Source organism: Streptomyces cucumeris (assembly GCF_024295805.1).
Classification (GTDB): domain Bacteria; phylum Actinomycetota; class Actinomycetes; order Streptomycetales; family Streptomycetaceae; genus Streptomyces; species Streptomyces cucumeris.
On sequence record NZ_JANCLX010000021.1, the window covers coordinates 25,089 to 51,245 of the forward strand.

At 72.9% G+C, this 26,157-nt stretch carries 18 protein-coding genes; 12 read left to right on the forward strand and 6 right to left on the reverse strand.

All coding sequences use genetic code 11. From position 1 onward, the window contains the following. Nucleotides 1-83 precede the first annotated feature (83 nt). The 5 genes from NMK44_RS26875 to NMK44_RS26895 all read left to right on the forward strand — a co-directional run bounded on the left by NMK44_RS26875 (nt 84) and on the right by NMK44_RS26895 (nt 5,847). Entirely contained in the window at nt 84-2,375 is a 2,292-nt protein-coding gene (locus tag NMK44_RS26875; protein WP_254747655.1) for a chorismate-binding protein, read from the forward strand. Between the two features lie 12 nt (nt 2,376-2,387). After that, nucleotides 2,388-3,977 (forward strand): AMP-binding protein, encoded by a 1,590-nt coding sequence (locus tag NMK44_RS26880; RefSeq protein ID WP_254747657.1) that lies wholly within the window; start codon nt 2,388-2,390, stop codon nt 3,975-3,977. Next, nucleotides 3,970-4,824 (forward strand): aminotransferase class IV, encoded by an 855-nt coding sequence (locus tag NMK44_RS26885; protein WP_254747659.1) that lies wholly within the window; start codon nt 3,970-3,972, stop codon nt 4,822-4,824. The genes NMK44_RS26880 and NMK44_RS26885 overlap by 8 nt, the downstream gene beginning before the upstream one ends. A gap of 67 nt (nt 4,825-4,891) precedes the next feature. Next, nucleotides 4,892-5,503 (forward strand): Rv1733c family protein, encoded by a 612-nt coding sequence (locus NMK44_RS26890; RefSeq protein WP_254747661.1) that lies wholly within the window; start codon nt 4,892-4,894, stop codon nt 5,501-5,503. A gap of 53 nt (nt 5,504-5,556) precedes the next feature. After that, the gene (locus tag NMK44_RS26895; RefSeq protein ID WP_254747663.1) at nt 5,557-5,847 is read left to right on the forward strand and encodes a DUF1876 domain-containing protein; all 291 of its coding nucleotides are present in this window, start codon (nt 5,557-5,559) and stop codon (nt 5,845-5,847) included. Nucleotides 5,848-6,029: 182 nt separating this feature from the next. Here NMK44_RS26895 and NMK44_RS26900 read toward each other — a convergent pair whose 3' ends face one another. Beyond that, nucleotides 6,030-6,713 (reverse strand): FadR/GntR family transcriptional regulator, encoded by a 684-nt coding sequence (locus NMK44_RS26900; protein WP_254747665.1) that lies wholly within the window; start codon nt 6,711-6,713, stop codon nt 6,030-6,032. A 295-nt stretch (nt 6,714-7,008) separates the two neighbouring features. Here NMK44_RS26900 and NMK44_RS26905 point away from each other — a divergent pair, with 295 nt between their 5' ends. From NMK44_RS26905 to NMK44_RS26925, 5 genes are all read left to right on the forward strand, one after another. Beyond that, nucleotides 7,009-9,486 (forward strand): SpoIIE family protein phosphatase, encoded by a 2,478-nt coding sequence (locus NMK44_RS26905; RefSeq protein ID WP_254747667.1) that lies wholly within the window; start codon nt 7,009-7,011, stop codon nt 9,484-9,486. A 130-nt stretch (nt 9,487-9,616) separates the two neighbouring features. Continuing rightward, nucleotides 9,617-10,954 (forward strand): MFS transporter, encoded by a 1,338-nt coding sequence (locus NMK44_RS26910; protein WP_254747911.1) that lies wholly within the window; start codon nt 9,617-9,619, stop codon nt 10,952-10,954. Further along, nucleotides 10,945-12,117: an anhydro-N-acetylmuramic acid kinase gene (locus NMK44_RS26915; protein WP_254747669.1), complete on the forward strand. Its 1,173-nt coding sequence runs from the start codon at nt 10,945-10,947 to the stop codon at nt 12,115-12,117. The genes NMK44_RS26910 and NMK44_RS26915 overlap by 10 nt, the downstream gene beginning before the upstream one ends. Before the next feature lie 104 nt (nt 12,118-12,221). Next, a complete protein-coding gene (locus tag NMK44_RS26920; RefSeq protein WP_254747671.1) occupies nt 12,222-14,189 on the forward strand; it encodes a hypothetical protein in 1,968 nt (655 codons plus the stop codon). A gap of 5 nt (nt 14,190-14,194) precedes the next feature. Beyond that, complete coding sequence (locus NMK44_RS26925; RefSeq protein WP_254747673.1) at nt 14,195-15,673, forward strand: ABC transporter substrate-binding protein; 1,479 nt, start codon at nt 14,195-14,197, stop codon at nt 15,671-15,673. A 32-nt stretch (nt 15,674-15,705) separates the two neighbouring features. Here NMK44_RS26925 and NMK44_RS26930 read toward each other — a convergent pair whose 3' ends face one another. From NMK44_RS26930 to NMK44_RS26950, 5 genes are all read right to left on the reverse strand, one after another. Continuing rightward, nucleotides 15,706-17,655, reverse strand: coding sequence for a SpoIIE family protein phosphatase (locus NMK44_RS26930; RefSeq protein WP_374215349.1), 1,950 nt, complete (start codon nt 17,653-17,655; stop codon nt 15,706-15,708). Between the two features lie 52 nt (nt 17,656-17,707). Further along, entirely contained in the window at nt 17,708-18,427 is a 720-nt protein-coding gene (locus tag NMK44_RS26935) for a class I SAM-dependent DNA methyltransferase (RefSeq protein WP_302888676.1), read from the reverse strand. A 78-nt stretch (nt 18,428-18,505) separates the two neighbouring features. Further along, nucleotides 18,506-20,392 carry a molecular chaperone DnaK gene (gene dnaK / locus NMK44_RS26940; protein WP_254747677.1) on the reverse strand — a complete coding sequence of 629 codons (1,887 nt, stop codon included), beginning with the start codon at nt 20,390-20,392 and terminating at the stop codon, nt 18,506-18,508. A 156-nt stretch (nt 20,393-20,548) separates the two neighbouring features. Beyond that, entirely contained in the window at nt 20,549-21,952 is a 1,404-nt protein-coding gene (sthA, locus tag NMK44_RS26945) for a Si-specific NAD(P)(+) transhydrogenase (protein ID WP_254747679.1), read from the reverse strand. 603 nt (nt 21,953-22,555) lie between these two features. After that, nucleotides 22,556-23,290 carry a YoaK family protein gene (locus NMK44_RS26950; protein ID WP_254747681.1) on the reverse strand — a complete coding sequence of 245 codons (735 nt, stop codon included), beginning with the start codon at nt 23,288-23,290 and terminating at the stop codon, nt 22,556-22,558. 438 nt (nt 23,291-23,728) lie between these two features. Here NMK44_RS26950 and NMK44_RS26955 point away from each other — a divergent pair, with 438 nt between their 5' ends. Next, entirely contained in the window at nt 23,729-24,760 is a 1,032-nt protein-coding gene (locus NMK44_RS26955; RefSeq protein ID WP_254747683.1) for a 2,5-dihydroxypyridine 5,6-dioxygenase NicX family protein, read from the forward strand. A gap of 64 nt (nt 24,761-24,824) precedes the next feature. Beyond that, nucleotides 24,825-26,096, forward strand: coding sequence for an FAD-dependent monooxygenase (locus NMK44_RS26960; RefSeq protein WP_254747685.1), 1,272 nt, complete (start codon nt 24,825-24,827; stop codon nt 26,094-26,096). Nucleotides 26,097-26,157 lie beyond the last annotated feature (61 nt).

Genomic DNA, 26,157 nt, shown 5'->3' on the forward strand with positions numbered 1-26,157 from the left:
CTCGGCTTCCCGCGAGCGGTCGTTGGGACGCCTGTCCGGGGAGAGCGACGTCCGGGCAGCTTGAATGCAAGGAGGCAATCCGGATGGAATCGCTGAGGACGCTCCTCATCGATAATTATGACTCGTACACGTACAACCTCTTTCATCTGCTGACCGAGGTCAACGGCGAGGAACCGGAGGTGCTTCTCAATGACGCACCGGAATGTGCGGACATCGACCTTTCGGAGTTCGACAACATCGTGGTGTCCCCCGGGCCCGGGCATCCGGCCGACGGGCGGGACTTCGGCGCCGCCGCCCGGCTGATCGACCGCTCCCCCGTCCCGGTGCTGGGGATCGGCCTCGGCCACCAGGGCATCGCGCTGGGCGCACAGGCGCGGGTGGTGCCCGCCCCCGAACCCCGGCACGGGCACCTCTCCCGGATCAGCCACGGGGGCCGCGGACTGTTCCGCGGCCTCCCGCCGGACTTCACCGCCGTCCGCTCGCATTCGCTGTGCGTGGCCGAGCCGTTGCCGCTGGGGCTCCAGGGCATCGCCTGGTCCGAGGACGGTGTGCTGATGGGGCTGCGGCACCGGGCCCGTCCGCTGTGGGGGGTGCAGTTCCACCCGGAGTCGGTGCTCACCGGATTCGGCTACCGCATGTTCGTCAACTTCCGCGATCTGACCGTCGAGCACGCCAACGGGGAGTCGGTCACCTCCATCACCGATCCCCGCCGCGCCCGCCCGGCGGGCGTACCGGCCCCCGAACCGCCGCCGGAGCGGACCCCGCCGCCCGTGGCGAGCGCCCCCGCCCGCACGGCACCGGCGCCCGCACGCCGGACGGACGGGGCACCGGCCCCGGAGCGCCGCTACCGGCTGCACGCCCGGTGGCTGGCCGACGCCACCGACACCGAGGCGGCCTTCACCCGGCTCTACGCGAATGCCCCGGGCGCGTTCTGGCTGGACAGCGCCCGTACCGGGACCGGTGAGGCCCGTTTCTCCTTCCTCGGCGACAGCCGGGGCCCGCTGGCCGAGTTCGTCCGCTACGACGTCACCCGCGGGGTCTGCGAGATCGAGCGGACGGGGCGGCCCGGCGCCCGGTTCGAGGGCAGTGTCTTCGACTACCTCGAACGGGAACTGGCCCGCCGTCAGGTGACCGCCCCCGACCTCCCCTTCGACTTCACCGGCGGCTACGTCGGGTACTTCGGCTACGAGCTCAAGGCCGACTGCGGCTCCCCCAACCGGCACCGGGCGACCACCCCGGACGCCTGCTGGCTGTTCGCCGACCGGTTCGTCGCGGTCGACCACCAGGAGGGCGTCACCTATGTGTGCGCGCTGGCCGAGGACACCCCCGAGGGACAGCAGGGGGCGAAGGACTGGCTGGACGCGACCGTCACCGTGCTCACCGGAGTGCCGACGGCCACCGCGCCGCTCCCCCAGCCGCCGCCGCTCACCTCCACCACCGCCGTGGAACCCTGGCTGGTCCGGGACCGGGAGAGCCATGCCGCCGCGGTCCGGGCCGCGCTGCGCGAACTGCGCGCCGGGACGAGCTACGAGATCTGCCTCACCGACTCCGCCTGGCTGCCCGCGCCCGGCGACTCCTACGCCTTCTACCGGGCCCTGCGCCGGTCCGACCCCGCTCCGTACGCCGCCTATCTGCGCTTCGGCGACACCGACGTGGCCTGCGCCTCCCCCGAGCGCTTCCTGCGCGTCACCCCCGACGGGCTCGCGGAGGCCAAACCGGTGAAGGGCACCATCGGCCGCGGCACGGACGCCGAACAGGACGCCCGGGCGCTGGCGGCCCTCGGCACCAGCCCCAAGCCCCGCGCCGAGAACCTGCTGATCGTCGATCTGCTCCGCAACGACCTCGGCAGGGTCTCCCAGCCCGGCAGCGTGTACGTACCGCGGCTGATGAACACCGAGACCCACGCCACCGTGCACCACCTGGTCTCCACGGTGCGCGGACGGCTGCGCCGGGGCACCTCCGCCGTCGACTGCGTACGGTCCTGCTTCCCCGCCGGGTCCATGACCGGCGCCCCCAAGACACGCACCATGGAGATCATCGACTCCCTCGAGACCGAGGCCCGCGGGGTGTACTCCGGGGCCATCGGCTTCCTCAGCTGCAACGGCGCCGCCGATCTCAACGTGGTCATCCGCACGGCCACCTTCACCGGCGGCCGGATGCACCTCGGCGCGGGCGGCTCCGTCGTCCTCGGCTCCGATCCGGCCGAGGAGTACGAGGAGATGCTGCTCAAGACCGCCGCGGCGATGCGCGCCCACGACGCCGTACGGTCCGGGTCCGGCACAGACCACGACGGCCCGCACGCCCCGGCGGCCGGGGCGCACGACGGCCTGCTCGTGGGAACCGCGCCCGCCACCGCGACCGACTTCGAACGGTGAGGTGACCCGGACATGTTGCAACGGCTGCTCCCCGAGCGCGGGTTCTATCCGGGGCTCGCGTTCCAGGAGGCCGCGGTCCGCCACGGCCGGGTCCGCGTCACCCTCGACCGTCCGCTGGACGTCGCGCCCGGCGCCGGTACGGATCTGGGCTACCCCGAACTGGCCGATCTGGTGGACGATCTGGCCGGACGGCTGTGGTCGGCCGGGGTCCGGCCGAGCGAGCATGTGGCCGTCCTCAAGCGGGACAACGCGGACGTCGTCTTATTGGCGTGTGCCGTCTCCCGGATCGGTGCGGTTCCGGCGCTGCTGTCGCCCGCCCTGGAGGGCGGGGTGGTGGCGGTGCTGCTGGACCGGCTGCACGCCCCCTGGCTGATCACCGACCGGGAGACCCTGCTGTCCACCCTCGGCGGGGTGGACACCACGCTGGCCCGCGGGGTGCTGACGGTGGACGAGGCGCCGGGGAAGACCCTGGCGCTGGCAGGGCTGGCCGGTGTGCCACGGCGTCCGGCCGTCCGGCTGCACCCGCATGAGCCCTCGCTGATCACCCATGGCCCGGGGGCCACCGGAATCCCCCGGCTGGAGGTGCACTCGCCGCATACGCTGTGGAACCGGCTGGTGCCGCAGCAGGCGCTGGGCCGGGCCACCCGTGGTGAACCGGCCGCGCTGCACCTGCCGTTCGCCTCCTCCCGGATGCTCCAGCAGCTCGGGGTGCTGCTGCACTTCGGCAGTCCGCTGCTGCTGCTCACCGATCCCGACCCCGCGCAGGCGGGCCCGCTGCTGGCGGCGCAGCGGCCCGGCGTCGTCGAGACGGATCCGCACACCTTCGCGCTGTGGGAGGAGCTGGCGGACGCGCCCGGCGCGCCGCTGTCCCGGGTGCGCTCCTACGGCTGCCCCTTCGACACCGTGCACCCGCGCACCGTGCGGCGGCTGCTGGACGCGTCCCGGCGCCGGGACCCCCGGCTGCTCCAGCTCTACGGCGAGGGCGAGACGGGCCCGATCGCCTTCGGCTGGTACACCCGGCGGGGTGTGGACCGGGCGCACTGCCGCCGGGTCGGCACCGGGATCCCCGGCTTCACCCGGATCCGGGTGGTCGACGAGCGCGGCCGCGCGTGTCCGCCCGGTGCGCCGGGGGCGGTCGAGGTCCGCACCCGGGGCCGGATCCTCACCTATCTGGGCGCGCCGGAGAGTTACGCCCGGCAGGTGGACCGGGGCTGGTGGCGGATGGGCGACACCGGCTACCGGGACCGGTGGGGCGCGCTGTACCTGCTGGACCACGAGGCGGACGGGGTGTCCCCGGCCGAAGGCGATCTGGAGGTCGAGGACGAGCTGCTGTCACGGGTGGCCGAGCTCCGTGAGGTGATCATCGTCCGCGGTCCCGGACGGGAGGCGGTACCGGTGGTGTGCACCCGCGGGGACCTCCCGCTGGACACCGGCCGGTGGCTGCGGGCCACCGGCGACCTGCCGTCGCTGGCGTCACCCGTGCAGTGCCGCTTCGAGGACCTGCCCCGCACCCGCACCTGGAAGGTCAGACGGCTGGAGATCGCGCGGCTGCTGGCCACGGGTGAACTGCCCGTGCTGAGCGGAGCGCCGGCCCATGGGTGAACGGACGCGGCAGTGGGGCGGCGGGCTCCAGGACTACCGCCCCGACCAGAAGCAGTGGACGCTGATGTGGCGTGAGGACGGCGGGCTGATGCCCTCGCGCTCGGTGCCCGACAGCGCGGTGCTGGCCGCCGACTCCTGGCTGGTGGACGACGGACGGGTACGGGCGCTGGACCGGCACCGCCGCCGCTTCGTGGCCGCCTGCACCGAGGCCACGGGCGATTCGCCCGCGCGGATCGAGAGCTTCTGGCGGGACGCGATGACGATGGTGCCGCGTACGGACCGCTGGTTTCCCCGGGTGGAACTGGCGGGCCCGGAACCGGCCCGGCTGTTTCTGCGGATCCGTCCGGCGCCGCCCCGGACGGCCAATGTGACGGTGTGTCTGACCGAGGAGTTCGACCCGCGGGCCGCCCCCCGGCGCAAGGGGCCCGATCTCTCCCTGCTGGCGCATCTGCGCGAGCGGGCGGCTGCGCGCGGCGCACAGGAACTGCTGCTCACCACGGAGACCGGGCTGGTGCTGGAGGGCACCGGCGCCGGCGTCCTGTGGTGGGAGGACGATGTGCTCTGTCTGCCGGACCCCGAGCTGCCGCTGTTCGCGAGTGTCACCTCGGCGCTGATCGGGGAGCGTGCGGCGGAGCTCGGGCTGCGGCTCGAACACCGCAGATGCACCCCGCATGAGCTGGACGGCCGGGAGGTGTGGCTGGTCAACGCGCTGCACGGGATCCGCCCGGTCACCGCGTGGCTGGGCCGTCCGCTGCGCGCGGGTCCTGCGCTGCGCGCCCCCGACTGGCAGACCTGGCTGGACGGCAGCGCCGAACCGTCTCCCATCCCGAACGGCGTCCACCGATGACGGCCGTCCCCGCGGCCCGCGAGGCGGCGGCCCCGACCGTACCCCGGCACCCGCTGGAGGCCACACCATGAACACCCATGGACCGCGACGTGACGTCGGAACGCACCGGCCTCGGGCGGTGGCCCGCGGGCGGAATCCGCTGCGGCGCCGGTCGGACCGGATCCAGTCCTGGTGCACCGTGCTGTTCCTGCTGACGCTGGTGTGCGGGGTCCCGTTCGCCGCGCTGAGCGTGGCCGGCGCGGCGTACGACTCACAGCTACGGGTGGTGCACGCCGAGGAGGCGGCGCGCCACCGGGTCACCGCGCGGCTGGCCGAGGATCCGCCGGACGGACCGCGTGGGGCGGACGGGCCGTCGACCCGGCAGGCGCGGGTCCGCTGGACCGGCCCGGACGGCGCCCGCCACTCCGGCGTGGCCACGGTGACGGGCGGTACCCGGGCGGGGGACGCCGTACTGGTGTGGGTGGACCGCGCCGGTGCGCTGGTACGGGCCCCGGCCTCGGCCTCGACCGCGCGGACGGTGGGCTGGTTCACCGGCGCTCTGAGCGCCGCCGCGGGGCTCGCCCTCACCTGTGCCGCGCAGTCCCGGGTCCGGCGGGCGCTGGACCGCGGCCGGTACGCGCGGTGGGAGGCAGAGTGGAAGGAGGTGGAACCCGCGTGGTCCGGCAGGAACCGTCGCTGATCCGGCCGGTGCCCGCGGGACCGGCGGACGCAGGTGGAAGGTGAGGAGCGGACATGTCGCACACAGTGGAATGGCGGGTGCACCTCTTCCTCTTCGAGGACGAGGGCAGGACGAAGGCGCGGATCGAGCTGGACACCGGGGAGTCGGCGCTCACCGGGCGCGGGGTGGCGCGCTGCAACCCCGATGACGAGGACGTCCCGGCGATCGGTGACGAGCTGGCCGCGGGCCGGGCGCTGCACGACCTCGGGGAGCAACTGATGCGCGCCGCGGAGCACGACATCGAGCGGGTGGGCGCCCCTCCGGCGTCGCCCCGGCCGCGCCCGGGGTACGGCTGGATCGCCTGACGGCGCAGGCGTACGGGCCAGGGCGTGTCCGCAAAGTCGCGTCGGATCAGCCCGCGGCGTCTGGTGCGTGCGATCGCAAGGCGGAGGGTCGTCCTCGTAGTGGGCCTACTCGGATGATCCCGACAACGCAGCGAGCGTGCGTGCCAGGCGTCGCGGGCCCGGCGGGACTTTGCGGACATGCCCTAGGGCGGGTCCTCGGCCGCCCCGGCGAGCAGGTCGAGCATCGCGCCCTCGGCGCGGGGCGCGTCCCGGTCCCGCACGGCCTCCAGCACCCGGCGGTGGCCGGGCACGGGGTCGCCGGTGTCGTCGCGGCCGCGCACCGGCCGGGCGGGGCCGTCCGGTGCGGGCGCCAGGACCAGTCCGAGCCGGGCGAGCAGTTCATTGCCGGTGGCGGTGTGCAGGGCGTGCTGGAAGGAGGCCGCCGCCTCCGCCTCCGCCGCGGGATCGCCGCGGCCCTGCTCCATGGCGGTCAGCGCCGCCTCCAGCGCGGCCAGGTCGGTGTCGCCACGGCGCAGCGCGGCGCGGTGGGCGGCGGCCGGGGCCACGGCGGCGCGGACATCGGTGAGGTCGCGCCACAGCCGTTCACCGTCTCCCCCGGCCAGCCGCCAGCGGATCACATCGGCGTCCAGCAGGTTCCAGGCGGAGCGCGGGCGGACGAAGGTGCCGCGCTTCTGGCGCGCGTCGATGAGTCCCTTCCCGGCGAGGACCTTCAGGGACTCGCGCATCACGGTGAGGCTGACGTCCAGCTCCGCGCCGAGGGCACGCACATCCAGGATCTCGCCCTCGGCGAGCGCTCCCGCGACGATCCGGGCGCCGAGCCGCTGGACCACCCGGCCGTGGACACCTCTGCCCGCGTAGGACGTCATGGGTGCGCTCCTCCTGCCCGCCCGCCCCACCCCGTACGGAATCGCCCGTACCACGCGTTATTTATGAATACATCCTGGCACCGGGACGGCGGGGGCGGCGACGGCCTCAGGGGATCGGTCACCGGATTAAATGTGAATTAACGGCATGCTGCCCGGCCCTCACTCCGGGATCCGGGAGCCGGGATGCGGGACCGGCGGCATGCACATCCGGCATATCCGCCTATTTCCGCTTAGCGTGGCAGGTGCGGAGTAAAATTACGCTTCACGTGCTGGAGGCAGAGCGAAAGCGGATCTCATGGGCGACAGCACCTTCCGCGGGTGGCCCCACCATCTCCCCGATCTGGTCTCCGAGGCCGTCGCCGTGGTCGATGAGCGGGGTGTCCTCACCGGCTGGAGCCTCGGGGCACACCGGCTGCTCGGGATTCCCGCGGAAGAGGCCGTCGGACGGCCCGCGGCCGGGCTGTTCGCGGACGGTGCCGAACCGCCGCACGGAGTAGCGGCGTACACGGCGCCCGGGGGAAGAGCGGCCGTACTGCGCCACCACGACGGCGGCGAGATACCCGTCGTGCTGTGGGCGCAGCCGTGGGCCCCCGGTGACGGGGGCCGCCACTGGCTGGTGCAGGCGACCCGCGAGGAGGCGATACGGCGGCAGGACGTCGGCCGGGCGCTGCTGGACAGCCTCGGCACGGACGCGCCGGTCGCCATGAGCGTCTACGACACCGACTGCCGCTGTCTGATGCAGAACGCCGCCCTGCGCAGGCTGAGCGGTCTCACCGACGAGGAGCGCATGGGCCGGACCCTCCGGGAGTCCCTGCCGGACCTGGAGGTCACGGAGATGGAGGCGCTCCAGCGGCGGGTGCTCGGGGGCGGCAGCCCGGTGGGGGACGTGGAGGTGCACGGCCGGGTACCGGCCGACCCCGGCCGGGAGCACTCCTGGTGCAACTCCGTCTTCCCTCTGAAGGACCGCTCCGGGGATGTCTTCGCCGTCTGCCACGCGGTGGTCGACGTGACCGCGCAGGCCCGCGCCCGGGAGCGGCTGGCGGTGCTCAACGACGCAAGCGCCAGTATCGGCAGCACCCTGGACCTGCTGCACACCGCCCAGGAACTGGCGGACGTGGCCGTGCCCCGGCTCGCCGACTTCGCCTGCGTCGATCTGATCGACTCCGTCTTCGAGGGCGAGGAGCCGCCGTCCGGCCCGGTGACCCGGGAGACCGCGTTCCGCCGCGCCGCCCACCGCTCCATCGTGCCGGGCTCCCCGGAGGCGGTGGCCGAGGTGGAGGACGTGGACGTCCACGCCTCCGCCCCCAACTCCCCCTTCGCCCGCGCGCTCGCCACCGGGCAGCCGGTGCTGGAGTCCGCGAACGGCCCGGGGCCGGTCCCCGCCTGGCTCGCCGACGATCCCGCGCGGGCCGCGGGCATCCGGGTGTGGGGCATCCACTCCTGGATGGTGGTCCCGGTGCGGGCGCGCGGCAGCACGCTCGGGGTGGCGGTGTTCCTGCGCCGTCAGCGCCCCGAGCCGTTCGAGGAGGACGACCTGCTGCTGGCCGACGAGATCGTGGCGCGGGCCGCGGTCTGCATCGACAACGCCCGCCGCTACACCCGGGAGCGCGGTACGGCCCTCGCCCTCCAGCGCAGTCTGCTCCCCCAGCGGCTGCCCGCGCAGGCGGCCGTGGAGGCTGCCTCGCGCTATCTGCCCGCGAGCGGCCGGACCGGGGTCGGCGGCGACTGGTTCGATGTGATCTCGCTGTCCGGGGCCCGGGTGGCACTGGTGGTGGGGGACGTGGTGGGGCACGGGATGAAGGCGGCCGTCACCATGGGGCGGCTGCGCACCGCGGTGCGCACCCTGGCCGACCTCGACCTCCCGCCGGACGATCTGCTCACCCATGTGGACGCCCATGTGCGGCGGCTGATCGCGGAACAGGCCGATGAGCACCAGGACTTCGCCGAGGCGGGGCGGCCGCCCGCCGAACCGGCCATCGACACCTGGGCGTTCGGGGCCACCTGTGTCTACGCGGTCTACGACCCCGTCACCCGGTGCTGCACCTTCGCCCGCGCCGGACACCCGCCGCCCGCCCTGGTCCTCCCCGACGGCCGGACCCGGTTCCTGGACTCCGCCGGAGGACCGCCCCTGGGGGTGGGCGGCCATCCGTTCGAGCGGGCGGAGGTCGAACTGCCCGACCGCAGCATGCTCGTGCTCTACACCGACGGCCTGGTGGAGTCCCGGGACCATGACATCGACGCCGGTCTGGAGCGGCTGCGGGGCGCCCTGGACGACGGCTGCCACGAGCTGTCGCTGGACTCGGTGTGCGACGCGGTGGTGAACGGACTGCTCCCCGAGCATCCGCCCGATGACGTGGCCCTGCTGGTGGCCCGTACCCGGGCGCTGGACGACGACCGCTGCGCCTCCTGGGAGCTGCCCCCGAAGCCCGCGATCGTCTCCCGGGCCCGCTCCTTCGTCGCCCAGCAGCTGGCCCAGTGGGAGCTGGGCCATCTGGTGCACACCACCCAGCTGATGGTCAGCGAACTGGTGACCAACGCGATCCTGCACGCCGGCGGTCCGGTCAAGCTGCGGCTGGTCAGGAACGAGACCCTCATCTGCGAAGTGTCCGACAGCAGCGCCGCCGCCCCGCATCTGCGCCGGGCCGGACGGCTGGACGAGGGCGGACGCGGTCTGTTCCTCGTCGCCCAGCTCAGCAGGCGGTGGGGCACCCGGTACGCCGGGGACCGCAAGACGGTCTGGGCGGAACAGCCGCTGGAGGTCCCCGAGCCGTAACCACCGCCGTCACGGGGTACCCACTCCACGTCCCCCGCCCGGCGGTGTACGGCTGAAAGGGCCCGATGTGACCAGTCCCCTCCCCGACCCGGCCGGTTCCCTCCCGCACCGCACCGGGCCCGGCCGTCCGGTGCCCGCGCCCGCTCCGCGCCGCGCGCTGGTGGCCGGTTCGGTCGGCAACCTCATCGAGTGGTACGAGTTCGGCGTCTACGGCTACTTCGCGACCGTCATCGCCGCCAACTTCTTCACCCCCAGCGGCGGGAGCGAGGCCGAGGGTCTGGTCAAGACCTACGCCTCGTTCGGGCTCGCCTTCTTCTTCCGGCCCCTGGGCGCCGCGCTGTTCGGACGGGTCGGCGACCGGATCGGCCGCCGTCCCACGCTGATCCTGGTGCTGCTGCTGATGACCGGCGCCACCACACTGATCGGTCTGCTGCCCACCTACGCCACGGTGGGCGCCGCCGCCCCGTGGCTGCTGACACTGCTGCGGGTGGTCCAGGGCCTGTCCGCGGGCGGGGAGTTCGGCGGCGCGGTGTCGCTGATGACGGAGTTCGCGCCGCCGGGCCGCCGGGGGCTGTACGGGGCGTGGCAGTCGTTCACGGTGGCGCTGGGACTGCTCGCGGGGGCCGGCGCCGCGGCGGTGCTGGCCACCGTGCTCGATGAGCGCGCGCTCCACGACTGGGGGTGGCGGCTGCCGTTCCTGCTCACCCTGCCGCTGGGGCTCGCCGCGCTGTGGCTGCGGCTGAGACTGGAGGAGACCCCGTCCTTCCGGGCCGCGCCCGCGGTGGCACCGGCCGAGGCGAGAGCGGACCGGAAGGAGGTGGCGCGCGCCGTCGTGCTGGGGGCCGGACGGGTCATGGGCTGGGCCGCGGCCGGTTACACCTTCCTGGTCGTCATGCCCTCCTACCTCCAGAGCACCCTGGACGCCTCGTTCCGGCAGGCGCTGGTCGCCACCGTGGTGGCCAATGTGGGGTTCGCCCTGTCCATCCTCCCGGCGGGGCTGCTCAGCGACCGGATCGGACGGCGTCCGGTGATGCTCACCGGGGCGGCCCTGGTGGCCATGCTCGCCTTCCCGCTGCTCGACCTGGTCCAGGATCCGCACGGTTCGGCCGTGGTCCGCGGAGCCGCCGTCTTCGTGGCGGGCGCCGCCGTCGGGCTGATGGCCGGACCCGGTCCGGCGATGCTCGCCGAGATGTTCCCGACCCGGGTCCGCTGCACCGGGCTGGGGCTCGCCTACGCGCTGTCGAACGCGGTGTTCTCCGGATGCGCGGGGCTCATCATCACCGAGGCCGTCCAGCAGACCGGCGACGCGGACATCCCCGCGTACTACGTGACGGTCACCTGCGCCGTCAGTCTGCTCGCCCTGCTCGGGCTGCGCGGCGACCACCACCGCGGGGCGCTGCGCGAGACCACCGGGACACCGCGCGACCCCGGAACACCACGGACACCGAAGGAGACGTCATGCGGGTGATCGGACTGATGTCGGGGACCTCCCACGATGCGATCGACGCCGCGGCCGCCGATCTCGTCCTCGACGGCGACACCCTGATCCTGGCCCCGCTGGGACTGGTCAGCGATCCCTATCCGGACGCGCTGCGCGGTGCGCTGCGGGCCGCGCTGCCACCGTCGGCGACCACCATGGAGGAGGTGTGCGCGCTGGACACCCGGATCGGCCAGGCGTTCGCGGCGCTCGCCGCGCGGGCCGCCCGGGAGCTGTGCGGCGGGCGGGCGGACCTCATCGCCTCGCACGGCCAGACCGTGTACCACTGGGTGGCGGACGGCCGGGCACTGGGCACCCTGCAACTGGGCCGGTCCGCCTGGATCGCCGAGGCCACCGGGGTACCGGTCGTCTCCGATCTGCGCTCCCGGGACATCGCCGCGGGCGGTCAGGGCGCCCCGCTGGTGAGCCTGGTGGACGCGCTGTGGCTGAACGGACGGCCCGGGGTGTGCGCCGCGCTGAACCTCGGCGGTATCGCCAATCTGACCGCGGTGCCCAAGGGCGGCGCACCGCTGGCCTTCGACACCGGCCCGGGGAACGCCCTCATCGACGCGGCCGCCACGGAGCTGACCGGGGGCCGGCTCGACCATGACGCGGACGGCGCGATGGCGGCGCGCGGCACGGTCCACCCGGGACTGCTCGGGCGGCTGCTGACGGAGCCGTACTACGCCCGCTCCGCGCCCAAGACCACCGGGAAGGAGCTGTTCCACCCGGCGTACCTGCGGGCCGCCCTGGCCGAGGCCGGTCCGGTCGCGGCGGATGACGTCCTGGCCACGGTCACGGAGCTGACGGCCCGTACGGTGGCGGACGCGGTCCGGTCGGTGCACGCCACCGAGGTGATCGCCTCCGGGGGCGGCGTCCGCAACCCCGTGCTGATGGCGGCGCTGGACCGGGCCCTGGACGGGATCGCGCTGCGGTGTTCCGACGACCTCGGCCTCCCGGCGGACGCGAAGGAGGCGTACGCGTTCGCCGTGCTGGGCTTCCTGACCGCCCATGGACTGCCGGGCACCGCGCCCGGATGCACCGGCGCACACCATCCGAGCCTGCTGGGCTCGCTCACCCCGGGGCGGCGTCCGCTGCGGCTGCCGGAGCCCGCCCGGAACGCGCCGTCCCGGCTGGAGATCTTCCGGCGCTGACCCTCCGGAACCGGATGTCCGGAGCACAGACCGGATCAGAATGGGTGAACGCGGGTAAACTCAGCGTAGTTGACGGGGGGCGGGGGCGCGTGGGGGAATCGGGGATGGGTGTCGGCCTCAGAGGCCGGAGCGGCATCATCAGTCTGGCCGAGGAGTGCCTGCGGCTGCCACCGGAGGCCGAGCGGCCGGTGATCATGCTGCTCGGGCCGCGCGGCAGCGGCGCCAGTGAGGCACACAGCGCGCTGATGGAGCGGTTCGGCCCCGAGCACCCCTTCGCCTATGTGAACCTCGGCGGGGAGCAGTCGCTGCTGCCGCGCTACGCCCTGGCCCTGCTGGCCCGCCAGTTGGAGCGCAAGCTGCCGCGCTACCGCCGCTCCCACTTCCCCCGGCTCACCCTCGGGCTGCTCGCCTCCGACCACCAGTTGCGGATGACCAGCCTGGCCGAGGGGCGGCGCACCATCCGGCGGGAGCTGGACGCCTTCCAGGAGCAGGCCGAGGCGCGCTACGGCGACTACCTGGCCGCCTTCTTCGAGGTGGCCGGAGGGGCGGTGGGCGCCCCCGACGGTGCGTCCACCGCCGCGCTGGCGCTGCTGCGGGACGCCCTGCGGCGCGGTCGCCGACGGCTGCCGGGGCGGAAGTTCACCGGCAGCGCCGCCTGGTACGGCGGCCACCGGCTGCTGCACAGCCGTGATCCGTGGGAGGCCCTGGTCGAGCTCAACTTATGGCGCCACGAGGGCGACGCCCATGATCTGGAGCGGCTGGACCGGGTGCTGTTCTCCGCCTTCCTGGAGGATCTGCGGAGCAACGCGGACCGCTCGTTCATGCCGCGTTCGTATCTGCTGCTGCTGGACAACTCCCATACGGAGTACGGCCGTCGCTTCCTCGACCTGCTGATCCGCTCGCGCCATGACGACGCCGTGGTGGCGGGCGCGGTCTGCGATCCGCTCACCGTGGTGGCCAGCGCCAACCGCTGGCTGCCGCGCTGGGGACCGGCCACCGGGGACCAGTGGCCGTGGCAGCTGCGCGGCCCCGACCGGGCCTCGCTGGGCGACTGGGAGGAGCACCGGCCCACCCGTGACAGCGATGACACCTGGTGGTACCCGCTGCGGCTGCGTGACCTCAATCTGGACGAGGTGCGCATCCGGATGGAGCTGGAGCTGCGCCACCACCCCGACCTCGCGCCGTACACCCGGCTCGCGCCCTTCGTCCACCGGCTGACCGCGGGGCTCCCCCGGGCCGTGTCCCAGGTGCTGGAGGTGTTCCGGCAGTCGGACCTGCCCGCGGAGGACGGCTCCGAGCAGGACCGCTGGCTGCGTACGCTGCCGGACCGCACCCTGCGCGACGGCGAGGACACCCGCCCGCTCGCCGAATCCGCCCTCGGCCATCTGCTCAAGGGCTTCGACCCCGGGCAGCGGCTCGCCCTCGCCGAATGCGCGGCCGCCCGCGACCTGTCCGTCGGCACCCGGCTGCTCGCCTCGGGCGAATCGCTGTTCGGCGAGATCCGCGACCGCTGGCTGCTGCTGACGCCGGGCACGGTGACCCCGTCGCTCCACCCGTGGCTGCGGCGGCTGCTGCTGTGGCGGCTGGCCGGACGCCCCGGGGACTGGGACACCGTGCACGAGCTGCTGGCCGAGCACTTCCGGGCCGAGGGGCGCACGATGCACGAGATGTACCACCGGCTGGCCTCGGAGCGGATCGACGAGGTGACGGAGTATCTGGTGGCCCGGTTCCCGGTGGTGCCCGCGGCCCAGTGGATCAGCGAGTTCAACATCATCACGGCCGCCCCCGGGCGGTTCCCGGCGGCGGGCGGTCCACTGGACCTGCTCGCGGCGCTGGCCCCGGAGAACCCCCCGGAGGCGGTCACCGCCGCGTCGGTGATCCGGGAGCTGATCACCGCGCGCTGGGTGTGGAGCGATCCGCTGGCCGACCCCGGCCGACGGCTGGGCGGTGTGCTCGCCGACGGTTTCAACCAGCTGTCCCGGCTGAGGAGGAACGACATCGTGGCCCTGTTCAACGAGGCGGAGCGATACCGCCACTGGCGCCATCCGCTGACCTCCGCCGGCGAGGGGTGAGCCCGGTGCCCAGACTCGAATGGCCGCTGCACATCGTGCGGCGGGTGATCGTGGGGGTGGTGATCGTCGCCGTGCTGGCGGTGGCGGTGCCGCTCACCGCGCACTGGATCCAGGAGAAGCGGTCGCGCTGCGCGGCGGGCGTGGTGAAGCTGGGCGACGGCGGCGAATGCGTGGGCATCACCGACGGCTCGTACGCCTTCGCCGGTCATCTCGGCGCGGTGGAGAAGAAGATCAAGGCGGAGAACGACCGGGTCACGGCCGGTGCCGACAAGGATCCGTACGTCAGCGTCGCCTATATGACCTCCTTCACCCTGACCGATGACGACAGCAACTCGGAGGAGTCGGTCCGCCATGAGCTGGAGGGCGCCTATCTGGCGCAGTACCGGCACAACCGCGGCGATCTGTCCTCCACTCCCAAGATCAAGCTGCTGATCGCCAACACCGGCAGCAACGCGGCCCACTGGGCGCACACCACCGACGAGCTCATCGGGCGCACCGGCGCGCCCGACCACCTGGTGGCGGTGACCGGGCTGGGGCCGAGCACCGACCGGACCCTGGAGGCGCTGCGCCGGCTGTCCGACCACGGCCTCGCCCTGGTGGCCAGCACCATGACGGCCACCAACATCAAGGGCATCAACGGCTTCGTGCGGGTCTCACCGACCAACGTGGACGAGGCGCAGGCCGCGTCGGCCTATCTGAAGCAGCAGAAGATCCGCACCGCGGTGGTGGTGCAGGACGACGCGGAGAGCAACTACTACGCCAAGACCCTGGGCGACGCCTTCACCGATGTCTTCCAGGACACCGAGGGCCACCGGCTGGTGGCGGACCGGATGACCTACGACTCCTCCGTGCGCAGCGCCTGGCAGAACGAACTGCGCTATATGCCGGGGCAGTTGTGCGACCAGAAGCCGCAGGTGGTCTACTTCGCCGGCCGTGGCCGCCATCTCACCCGCTTCCTGGACTCGCTGGCCAACCGGCCCTGCCAGGGGCGGAAGTTCACCGTCATCGCGGGCGACGACACCTCCAACCTCACCGCGCGGCAGCTCGCGCACGCCGCCGAGAGCGGGGTGCGGGTGCTGTACACGGGGCTGGCCCATCCGGACATGTGGCGCCAGGATCCGCTCCATGTCTCCGGTCCGTCGGCCCGCCACTTCCAGCCCGACGGCTCACTGGACCGCTGGTTCCCCAATGACCCCCGGTACGACGGGCAGGCCATCATGGCGCATGACGCGGTGCTGACCGCGGCACACGGCATCCAGATGGCGGCGGGCTGGCAGGGCGAGGTGACCGGGGACGCGGTGGCCCGGATGTTCCACCAGATGGACGGCCGGCAGCAGGTGGCGGGGGCGAGCGGGTTCATCTCCTTCCGGAACGACGGCAATCCGCGGAACAAGGCGGTGCCGATCCTGCATCTGACCCGGACCGGCCGCGCGGAGCTGCTGGAGGTGTCGGCACCGCGCGGGGAGCCGCCGCGCAAGCAGTGACCGGCGCGGGGCCCGGCAGGCGCCGCCGGGCCTCAGTCGTCGGGGATCTCCATCCGGCGGCCCTTGGGCAGTTGCTGTTCGAACCAGACCACCTTGCCGGTGCTCAGCCGAGTGGCGCCCCAGCGCTGGGCGAGCTGATTGACCAGGAACAGCCCCCGGCCGCCCTCGTCGCCGGGCCGGGCGTGCAGCATCCGGGGCACGAAGGGTGAATCGTCGCCCACTTCGCAGCGGAGCACATCGGTGCGCAGCAACCGCAGCGACAGCGGACGGCTGGCGTAGCGCACGGCGTTGGTCACCACCTCGCTGACCATGAGTTCGGTGGGCTCCAGCAGGGATTCCAGCCGCCAGCGCTGGAGTGTTCTGCGGGTGAGCCTCCGGGCCCGGCCGGGGGTCTGCGCCTCGGGCTCCAGGAACCAGTACGCCACGTTGTACGACGGGATCCCGTGGAAGCGGGCGGCCAGCAGGGCGATGTCGTCGTCGCGTTCGCTGCCGGGGCCGACCCCGCCGACCACCGCGTCGCACAGCAGCTCCAGCGGCGGTGGGGTGAGCACCAGGGCGGTGGCGTGCAGCCGGTCGCGCAGCAGCTCCACCCCGGTCCACACATCGGTGTCCCGGGACTCGACCAGTCCGTCGGTGTAGAGCAGCAGGGTGGCACCGGTGGGCGCGTACATCTCCACGGTCTCGAAGCCGACGCCGCCCACCCCGATGGGCGCGCCGGGCGGCACCCGCAGTACCTCACCGCGGCCCTCGGGGTGCAGCAGCACCGGGGGCGGATGGCCCGCGTTGGCCACCTGGAGCCGGTGCGCGATGGGGTCGTAGATGGCGTAGAGACAGGTGGCCATGTGCTGGCTGCCCAGCCGTTCGGCCTGTTCGTCGAGGTGGTGCAGCACTTCGTCGGGGGTCAGGTCGAGTCCGGCGAGGGTCTGCACGGTGGTGCGCAGCTGGCCCATGATGGCGGCCGAGGTCATGGAGTGGCCCATCACATCGCCGATGACGAGCGCGACGCGGTTCCCGGGGAGCGGAATCGCGTCATACCAGTCGCCGCCGATCCGGGCTGTCTTCGAGGAGGGCAGATAGCGGCTGGCCAGCCGGACGCCCATGGGCTCGGGCAGTGAGGACGGGAGCATGGTGCGCTGGAGGGCGTCCGCGACGGACGCCTCACGTCCGTAGAGCACCGCCTTGTTCATGCCCAGGGCGGTGTGGGTGGCGAGCTGGGAGGCGACGAGGAGATCGTCCCCGGTGAAGGCCGGACGGTCGGCGTGGCGCACCAGCACGGCGGCGCCCAGCACATGGCGGCGGCCGCGCAGCGGGGCGATGATCAGCCGCCGGCCGGGCGGCAGGGTGCCGGGGCCGCCCGCGTCCGGGCCGAGCAGCTCGGCCGCGGCGGCGGCCACCGCGGGGTTGTCGCAGAAGGCGGGCCGTCCACCGTTCAGCAGGTCGGCGAGTCCACCACTGATCGTCCGGCGGGTGGCGTCGGGGGGTACGGGTCCGCTGGGGGGCAGTCCGGTGGCGGCCGTGATCACGCCGGGGGTGCCACAGGGCGCGGGGTCCGGATCGACCGCGCCGATCGGTCCCGTGGTGTGCGGGCGCAGTACCAGGGGGCCGGGGGAATCGTCGTCCCCGGCGGGCAGCGGGTCCCGCAGATGGATCACGGCCGCGTCGGCGAAGTCGGGGACGGCGGCCCGGCACAGCTCGCGCAGTGTCTCGTCGAGGTCCATCCCGCGGGCGATCTGCCGGGTCGCGGTGTCGAGGTAGCGCAGCCGGTCGGTCTGCGGCTCCGGCCCGTACGGGGTCTCGTCCCGGGTCCGCTCCGCGGGGGTCCCGGGCGGCGGGGTGCCCCGGCCGCGCTGGGGCGGTGGCTGCGGCGGCGGGCCGCCCGGTCCGGCGGCCGGGGGCTGCTGGCCGCGGCCCCGGAGCGCGGCCTTCCCCTGCGCCCGGCCGGTGAGGTGGTCCGGGCCTTCGGGGGGAGGGGGGTGCGCGATCACACGAGTCGTTTCCGTCCGGTGGGGGCCACGCCGGGGCGGCCGAGCGGTGTCAGCCGCCGCGTCTGCAGTGGAGGAAGAGCTGCTCCTCGGGGGGTACGTCCGAGGTCGCCGGGGCGTAGCTGTAGGAGGTCTCCGCGAGGATCTCGAAACCGGCGGTCTCGATGACCCGGCGCAGGTCCTCCCGCAGATAGCCGGAGACACGGATGGTGTGGTGGAGGAACGGGATGGCGTAGTCGTCCACATCGGCCTCCACCATCGACAGGGCGAACAGGCCGCCGGGGACCAGCAGCCGGCGGATGGTGCCGAGCGCGTGCGGGATCTCCGCCCGCGGCAGCATGAGCAGGGAGAAGAAGGCGGCGACCGCGTCGAAACGGCCGAGGTCATGGGGGCCGCCGGGGCGCAGATCGGCCAGGTCCAGCCGGTGGAACTCGGCACCGGGGACGTACTCCCTGGCCAGCCGCACCATTCCGGCGGACAGATCGACGCCGACGACGCGCAGCCCCGCGTCGGTCAGCTGGCGCGCGGTCGGCAGCCCGGTGCCGCAGCCCAGGTCCAGCACCCGGGATCCGGCCGGGAGCTTTCCGATCAGCCACTCACCGGCGGCGAGCTGCCCGTCCTTGTGCGGGAACGCCTCGTCGTAGCGGGCGCCTATGGCATCGAATGCCTCGGCCTGACCCGTGCGGTCGAGCCGTATGTCGTCGTAGCCGGTCTCACTGGTCCCGTTGCTCACGCGTACATCCTTGAGGTACTCGGTACCCAATATTTTCATAATGCTCCCGTTTTGCGCTACGACCCCTTCGCGGCGAACCACGGGCCGGATCGTGCGGGCACGGGCCGTATGCGCAGGTCAGCCACCACCCCCCGGGGGCTTGTCCTCGTCGACGATCTCGGCGTCGACGACCTCGTCGTCCGACCCCGCCGGGCCGCTGCCGCCGCCGTCACCGCCGCTGTCCGGCCCTGCCGCCCCTCCCCCGCCGTCGGACGGCGGGCGCGCCTGTGCGTAAAGCGCGGAGCCGATCTTCTGTCCGGCCGCCGCGGTGCGCTCGGTGGCCTCCCGGATCGCGGTGATGTCCTCGCCCTTCAGCTTCTCCTTCAGATCCGCGACAGCCGTCCCGGCCTCGTCCCGCGCCTCCTGCGGAACCTTGTCGCCCTGGTCCCGGAGCAGCTTCTCGGTCTGGTAGACGAGCTGCTCGGCCTGGTTGCGGGTCTCGGCGGCCTCGCGGCGCTTGTGGTCCTCCTCCGCGTACTGCTCGGCCTCGCGCATCATGCGGTCGATGTCGTCCTTCGGCAGCGCGGAGCCACCGGTGACGGTCATCCGCTGCTCCTTGCCGGTACCCAGGTCCTTGGCGGAGACATGCATGATCCCGTCGGCGTCGATGTCGAAGGCCACCTCGATCTGCGGCACCCCGCGCGGCGCCGGGGGCAGACCGGTGAGCTCGAACATCCCCAGCTTCTTGTTGTACGCCGCGATCTCCCGCTCGCCCTGGAAGACCTGGATCTGCACCGACGGCTGGTTGTCCTCGGCCGTGGTGAACACCTCGGAGCGCTTGGTCGGGATCGTGGTGTTGCGCTCGATCAGCTTGGTCATGATGCCGCCCTTGGTCTCGATACCGAGGGACAGCGGGGTGACGTCCAGCAGCAGGACGTCCTTGACCTCACCCTTGAGCACACCGGCCTGGAGGGACGCACCGATGGCGACGACCTCGTCCGGGTTCACACCCTTGTGCGGCTCCTTACCGGTCAGCTCCTTGACCAGGCCGGTCACCGCGGGCATACGGGTCGAGCCGCCGACGAGGATCACATGGTCGATGGCGGAGGTCTTGATCCCGGCGTCCTGGACCGCCTGGTGGAAGGGGGCCTTGCAGCGCTCCAGGAGATCCTCGGTGAGCTGCTGGAACTGCGAGCGGGTGAGCTTCTCGTCCAGATGCAGCGGGCCCTCGTCCGAGGCGGTGACATAGGGCAGGTTGATCGCGGTCTCACTGGCCGCGGACAGTTCGATCTTCGCCTTCTCGGCGGCCTCGCGCAGCCGCTGGACCGCCATCTTGTCCTTGGACAGGTCCACCCCGTACCCGTTCTTGAACTGCTTGATGAGATGGTCGACGATCCGCTGGTCCCAGTCGTCGCCACCAAGGTGGGTGTCACCGTTGGTGGCCTTGACCTCGACGACCCCGTCGCCGATCTCCAGCAGCGAGACATCGAAGGTGCCGCCGCCGAGGTCGAAGACCAGGATGGTCTGGTCGTCCTTCTCCAGGCCGTACGCCAGGGCCGCGGCCGTGGGCTCGTTGATGATCCGCAGCACCTTCAGCCCGGCGATCTCACCCGCCTCCTTGGTGGCGGTGCGCTGGGTGTCGTTGAAGTACGCCGGGACGGTGATGACGGCGTCCGTGACGTCGTCACCGAGGTACGCCTCCGCATCGCGCTTGAGCTTCTGCAGCACCCGGGCGGATATCTCCTGGGCGGTGTAGCGCTTGCCGTCGATGTCACCCGTGGCCGGGAACCGCCACCCCGCGTCCCCCATGTGGCGCTTGGCGGACCGGGCGGTGCGCTCGACGTTGGTCACCGCCTGCCGTTTGGCGACCTCGCCCACCAGCACCTCGCCGTTCTTGGCGAACGCCACCACCGAGGGGGTGGTCCGGGCGCCCTCGGTGTTGGTGATGACGGTCGGCTCACCGCCCTCCAGGACGGACACCACCGAGTTCGTCGTTCCCAGGTCGATACCGACTGCGCGGGTCATCTCGGCCCTCCTCCCGATCTGCCTCCCAGTATCCCAAAAGGGATGTATCAGGCTTGATCCATGGGCCGGGCCACCGGCGCCTGCCCCGGGCCGCGGATGCATCGGTGGCGCCAGATGCACCGGTGGCGCCGCCCCGGCGGACGGCGCGGGCGCGGTTCACTCCCGCAGGTGCTCGATCTCCCGTATCCGGTTGGTCGCGTCCAGGGCGGCCACCTTGTAGGACTCGGCGAACGTCGGGTAGTTGAACACCGCGTCCACCAGATAGTCGACCGTGCCGCCGCACCCCATGACCGCCTGGCCGATGTGGATCAGCTCGGTGGCACCGGTCCCGAAGCAGTGCACGCCGAGCAGCCGCCGGTCCTCCGGGGACACCAGCAGTTTCAGCATCCCGCTGGAGTCACCGACGATCTGGCCCCGGGCGAGTTCGCGGTAGCGCGACACCCCGGCCTCGAACGGCACCCGCGCCTCGGTCAGCTGGTCCTCGGTCCGGCCGATGAAGCTGATCTCCGGAATGGTGTAGATCCCGATGGGCTGGAGGTCATGGATCGGGTTCACCGGCTCGTCGCATGCGTGGTACGCCGCGCTCCTGCCCTGTTCCATCGAGGTGGCGGCGAGCGCCGGGAAGCCGATGACATCGCCCACGGCGTAGATATGCGGGACGGTCGTGCGGTAGTGCTCGTCCACCGCGATCCGGCCGCGCCGGTCGGCCGCCAGCCCGGCCCGCTCCAGATCGAGCCCGTCGGTGAGGCCCTGGCGGCCCGCGGAGTACATCACCGCCTCGGTGGGGATCTTCTTCCCGCTCTCCAGCACGGTCAGCGCGCCGCGCGGATGCCGCTCGACGGCGGCGACCGTCTCGCCGAAGCGGAAGGTGACCGCCAGGTCGCGCAGCCGGTACTTCAGCGCCTCGACGATCTCGACATCACAGAAGTCCAGCATGCCGTCGCGCTGCTCGACCACGGTGACCTTGCTGCCCAGGGCCGCGAACATCGAGGCGTACTCGATGCCGATCACCCCGGCCCCCACGATCACCATCGAGCGCGGCACCCGCTCCATGTTCAGGACGCTGTCCGAGTCCATGATGGTCCGCTCGTCGAACTCCACGCTCGACGGACGGGCCGGGCGGGTCCCGGTGGCGATGACGATATGACGTGCCGTCAACAGCTGCTCCCGGCCCTCCGGATCGACCACGGCCACGGTGTGGTCGTCCACGAACCGTCCGGTGCCGGAGAACAGCGACACGCGGTTGCGGGTGAGCTGGCTGCGGACGACCTCCACCTCACGACCCACCACATGGCGGGTGCGGGCCGTCAGATCCGCGACGGTGATCTCTTCCTTGAGCCGGTAGCTCTGGCCGTACAGATCCCGCTGGGTGAGCCCGGTGAGATAGAGCACCGCCTCACGCAGGGTCTTGGAGGGCACGGTCCCGGTGTGCAGGGAGACCCCGCCCACCATGTCGGGACGGTCGACGACGGCCACCCGGCGACCGAGCTTGGCTGCCGCGATGGCGGCTTTCTGTCCGCCGGGGCCGGACCCGATCACGAGCATGTCAAAGTCGGTCACGGAAAGGAGTCTGACACCGGGAGCAGCGGCCCGGAAGAGCAACCGTCACCCAACCTCACGGGGCCCCCGCGGGACCGGCGCGCCGATCGAGCCACGCACCAACGCCGCCCGGCGGCCGGACCGTTGAGCACGGCCCGGCGCCGCCCCGGCCGCCGGGGCCTCACCACCCCGGCCCCACTCCGCCGCACCCCGGGCAGGCGGCGTGGCGGGTCTGCTGGCGGTTTGCGCGCGACCGGACGCCGGCACACGGATCGAGCCGGGCCGCCGGAGGGGTCGGCCGGATCGGCGTGCGCGCCCCTCGGGCGGGGCCACCCGCCGGGATCCCGGCGGCCCGGATGCGGTCGTCCACCGTCGTGAACCGCCCGGTGTTCGCGAGCACCCCCGCCCGCGCAGGCGGGGTGCGCGGGACGGCCCGCCGCCACACCACCGGCCCCGCGCCCGGTTCCAGCGCCGCCCCCTGCGAAGGCGCCTGCCGCCCCACCAGGTGGTCAACGCCGGCGCGGCCAGAATCGGCCGTCGGCCGGCCGACGCGGCGACGGAATCCGGGCCCCGCCCGGTTCCGGCGCGCCCCCTCCGAAGACGCCCACCGCCCCCGCCACGCGGTCAGCGCTGGTGCGGCCAGAGCCGGCCGTCGGCGTCCCTGGCCAGTGGGGTGAGCGAGGCCAGCAGGACCAGGGCGACCAGTACGGTCGGCAGGGCGGGCGCCGCGCGGGCCGCGTTGGTGACCAGCAGACCGCCACAGGCCGCTCCGGCCACCAGCGCCACCAGCAGGGACAGGTCCGCCCAGCGCACCCGGCCGCTGCGGGCCACCTCGACCAGCAGTCCGGTCAGGATGCCGGTGAGATACGTGGTGGAGAACCCCGGCGGGCAGATCGCGCGCACCAGCCCGCTCTGGCCGCCCATGGCCAGCGCGGCCACGGCGAGCAGCGCAAGCTGACAGCCGCCGGAGGGATGGCCCCCGGCGGCCCCCCAGACCGCCCACAGCGCACCGAGGGCGAGGAGCTCACCCGCCAGGGCCCAGCGGGCCCGCCGGGCCGTACCGCGGCCCCGGATGATCCGCCCGCTCATCAGCGCACCGATGACATAGCCGCACAGCGCCACCGCGGCGTCCCGGGCGAGGGTCGCGTCATGGGCACCGGTCGACAGGCCGAGCAGGGAGAGATTGGCGGTCATGACGCTGGTGAAGACACCGCCCAGGGCCAGAAAGCTGATCGCGTCCATGGCGCCGGTGGCCACCGTCAACGCCACGGCGGCGGTCATCCCGCCCGGCCCGCGGACTCCGCGCGGGCCACCCGGCCGCCCGCGCGGGGCCGTAGCCCCCTCGGTCGCGTCTGCCATCGGCACTCCTCCGGCCGCCCCGCGGGTGCCCCCGCCCCCGATCGGGAAACAGCGGACGGGAAACAGCGGAAGACACGCCTCCGCACATCCCCGGGACGACCTCGGAAAACGCCCCGAAGCTGATGGCTCCTCAGGAAATAACGGCCCCGAGTCCGGGTACGACCCCTTGCCAAACCGAGATCGTACGTGTTCGGATTATCTCCATCGGGCCCCTAGCGCCCCTGCGAAACCGCTGCTCAGACCCGGTCCCACGGGTCGAGACCGGTCTGTCCGGTCGATGTGTCGGTGTGCTGATATATCGACTTGCCGCCTCTGCCCGTCCTCCGTCGTTTCCCGGAATCCTCCCCTCGCGTCCCCGCGGCCCACGTCCCCCGCACCGACCGGGACGGCCGCCCTGGGCGCTGTCTGGTACCACCCATCAGTCCTTGGAGGGACCCCGTGTTCGATCTTTCCTCCGTCGACCTCCTCGACGCCTTCACCCGTGAGCTGGAGCTGTGCAAGCTCCGCGAAGGGGAGCATGTGGTCGTCCTCGCGGAACCCGCCAGCCGCGGCGACTACGTCGCGGCCGCCTTCGGCGCCGCGAAGGCGTGCGGCGCCCATGTCATCGCCGCCACGGTCCCCGGCGGCAGTCCCGCCCCCATGCCCAGCACCCACACCGGCGCCGGGCCCGGACTGACCTCCGTGCTCACCGACACCACCGCCCAGGACCTGCTGAAATCGGCCGACCTGGTGGTCGACCTCACCCAGGAGGGCTTTATCCACGCCCCCGTCCAGCAGGAGATCCTCCGGGCCGGCACCCGCATCATCTTCGTCTGTGACGCCCCCGACGTACTCATCCGCAATCTGCCCCGCCCGAAGGACAAGGACGAGGTACTGGAGGGGGTCGGACTGCTGAAGCGGTCGGAGATCATGCGGGTCACCTCCGCCGCGGGCACCGATCTGACCGTCCGGCTCAGCGGCGCCAAGCCCGAGTTCCAGTGCGGCTTCGCCGACGATCCGGGCCGCTGGGACCACTGGCCCAGCACCATGGTGCTCTGCTGGCCGGAGATCTCCGACGGGGAGCTCGTACTGGCCCCCGGCGACATCCTGCTGCCGTTCAAGGAGTACGTCCGGGACCCGGTCACCCTCCGGATCGAGGGCGGGCACATCGAGAAAGTGTCCGGCGGTGCCGAGGCGGATCTGCTCAACACCTTCTTCGACGACGCCCGGGACCAGTGGGCGCGCAGCCTCTCGCACATGGGCTGGGGACTGATGCGCACCGCCGACTGGTTCGCCACCGCCATGTACGGCAAGGGCGATCTGATGGGCATGGACGCACGGGCCTTCGCGGGCAACTTCCTGTGGTCCACCGGTCCGCATCCGGTGCTGGGCCGTGAGTCCTACGCCCATCTGGACATCGCCATGCGCGGCTGCACCGTCTCCGTCGACGGCACCGACGTCGTGGTGGACGGCGTCCTCCAGGACCGCTGACCCGCACCTACGCATCGCACCGCGGCCGTGGCCGAACGGACCGCATTCGGAAGCTGGAGGAGAAGTGGCGTCCACTCAGTCGTACGAAGTCACCATCGTGGGCGGCGGGCTCGGCGGGCTGACCGCGGCGCTCGCGCTGCGCCACCGCGGACTGCGGGTCACCGTACTGGAACAGGCGCCCGAGCTCGGCGAGGTCGGCGCGGGCATCCAGACCGCGCCCAACGCCAGCAGGATCCTGCTGGGCCTGGGTCTGCGACGCCAGTTGGAGGCCATCCACACCGAACCCCTGGACCAGGTGCGGCGGCGGTGGAAGGACGGCAGCGTCATCGGGCTGACCTCCCTGGGCGAGCGCTGCACCAGCGCGTTCAACGCCCCCTACTGGCACTACCACCGGGCCGATCTGCACCGGGTCATCATGGACGCCTGTGTGGACCCCGCGGGCCCCGGCCCGGTGGTGGCGCTGCACACCGACAGCAAGGTGTCCGGGCTGGACACCACCGAGCCGCGCCGGCCGGTGGCCGTCACCGAGGACGGACGGCGGTTCGCCTCGGACGTGGTGATCGGCGCGGACGGGGTACGGTCCCGGGTGCGCGATCTGATGGGGGCGCCGGACACCCTGGTGTTCTCCGGCGAGATGGCCTTCCGCACCCTGATCCCGGGCGAGCTGATCGCCGCCGATCCGGCGACCCGCTGGCTGGTGGACCGCTTCCAGAGCACCATCTGGTACGGCCCGGACCGCCATCTGGTGCACTACATGATCCGCGGTGGCGAACACCTCAACGTCGTGGCGTGCGTGCCGTGCACCGAGGAGGTGGCCCGTCGCTGGACGGCGGTCTCCTCCGCCCGGGAGCTGGTGGACGCCTTCCCCGGCTGGGACGACCGGGTCCCGGCGATGCTGTCGAAGGCCAAGGACGACGTCACCTGCTTCGCCCTGTACTACCGCCGCCGGGACCCGGTGTGGACCGACGGCCGGGTGGCCCTGCTCGGAGACGCCTGCCACGCCATGCTCCCCTACCAGGCCCAGGGCGCCTCGCAGGCGATGGAGGACGCGGCGGTCCTGGCCGAGGAACTGGGCGCGGTCACCGCCGACGGCGCCACCGGGGCGCTGCGCCGCTACGCCGACCGGCGGGCCAAGCACGCCGGGATGGTCCAGGAGGCATCCCTGCGCAACAAGACCCTCTACCACCTCCCCGACGGGCCGGAGCAGCGGGCCCGGGACGCGAAGCTGCGCCGCCGCTTCGACGGGGAGTCCGACCTCTCCTACGACTGGCTGTGGGGCGGCACCCCGCTCAACGACCCCGATCTGGGGGCCTTCGGCTACCAGTTCGCCCGCTGACCCGGCCCACCGGGGCCCGCGTCCGGATCACGTCCGCCATGGTGCGGCACGTGCTCAACAC

Bases quoted from the DNA above. Each gene is read 5' to 3' on its own strand.
- NMK44_RS26875 (WP_254747655.1), top strand. From the start codon at position 84: ATGGAATCGCTGAGGACGCTCCTCATCGATAATTATGACTCGTACACG.
- NMK44_RS26880 (WP_254747657.1), top strand. From the start codon at position 2,388: ATGTTGCAACGGCTGCTCCCCGAGCGCGGGTTCTATCCGGGGCTCGCG.
- NMK44_RS26885 (WP_254747659.1), top strand. From the start codon at position 3,970: ATGGGTGAACGGACGCGGCAGTGGGGCGGCGGGCTCCAGGACTACCGC.
- NMK44_RS26890 (WP_254747661.1), top strand. From the start codon at position 4,892: ATGAACACCCATGGACCGCGACGTGACGTCGGAACGCACCGGCCTCGG.
- NMK44_RS26895 (WP_254747663.1), top strand. From the start codon at position 5,557: ATGTCGCACACAGTGGAATGGCGGGTGCACCTCTTCCTCTTCGAGGAC.
- NMK44_RS26900 (WP_254747665.1), bottom strand. From the start codon at position 6,713: ATGACGTCCTACGCGGGCAGAGGTGTCCACGGCCGGGTGGTCCAGCGG.
- NMK44_RS26905 (WP_254747667.1), top strand. From the start codon at position 7,009: ATGGGCGACAGCACCTTCCGCGGGTGGCCCCACCATCTCCCCGATCTG.
- NMK44_RS26915 (WP_254747669.1), top strand. From the start codon at position 10,945: ATGCGGGTGATCGGACTGATGTCGGGGACCTCCCACGATGCGATCGAC.
- NMK44_RS26920 (WP_254747671.1), top strand. From the start codon at position 12,222: ATGGGTGTCGGCCTCAGAGGCCGGAGCGGCATCATCAGTCTGGCCGAG.
- NMK44_RS26935 (WP_302888676.1), bottom strand. From the start codon at position 18,427: ATGAAAATATTGGGTACCGAGTACCTCAAGGATGTACGCGTGAGCAAC.
- dnaK (WP_254747677.1), bottom strand. From the start codon at position 20,392: ATGACCCGCGCAGTCGGTATCGACCTGGGAACGACGAACTCGGTGGTG.
- NMK44_RS26950 (WP_254747681.1), bottom strand. From the start codon at position 23,290: ATGGCAGACGCGACCGAGGGGGCTACGGCCCCGCGCGGGCGGCCGGGT.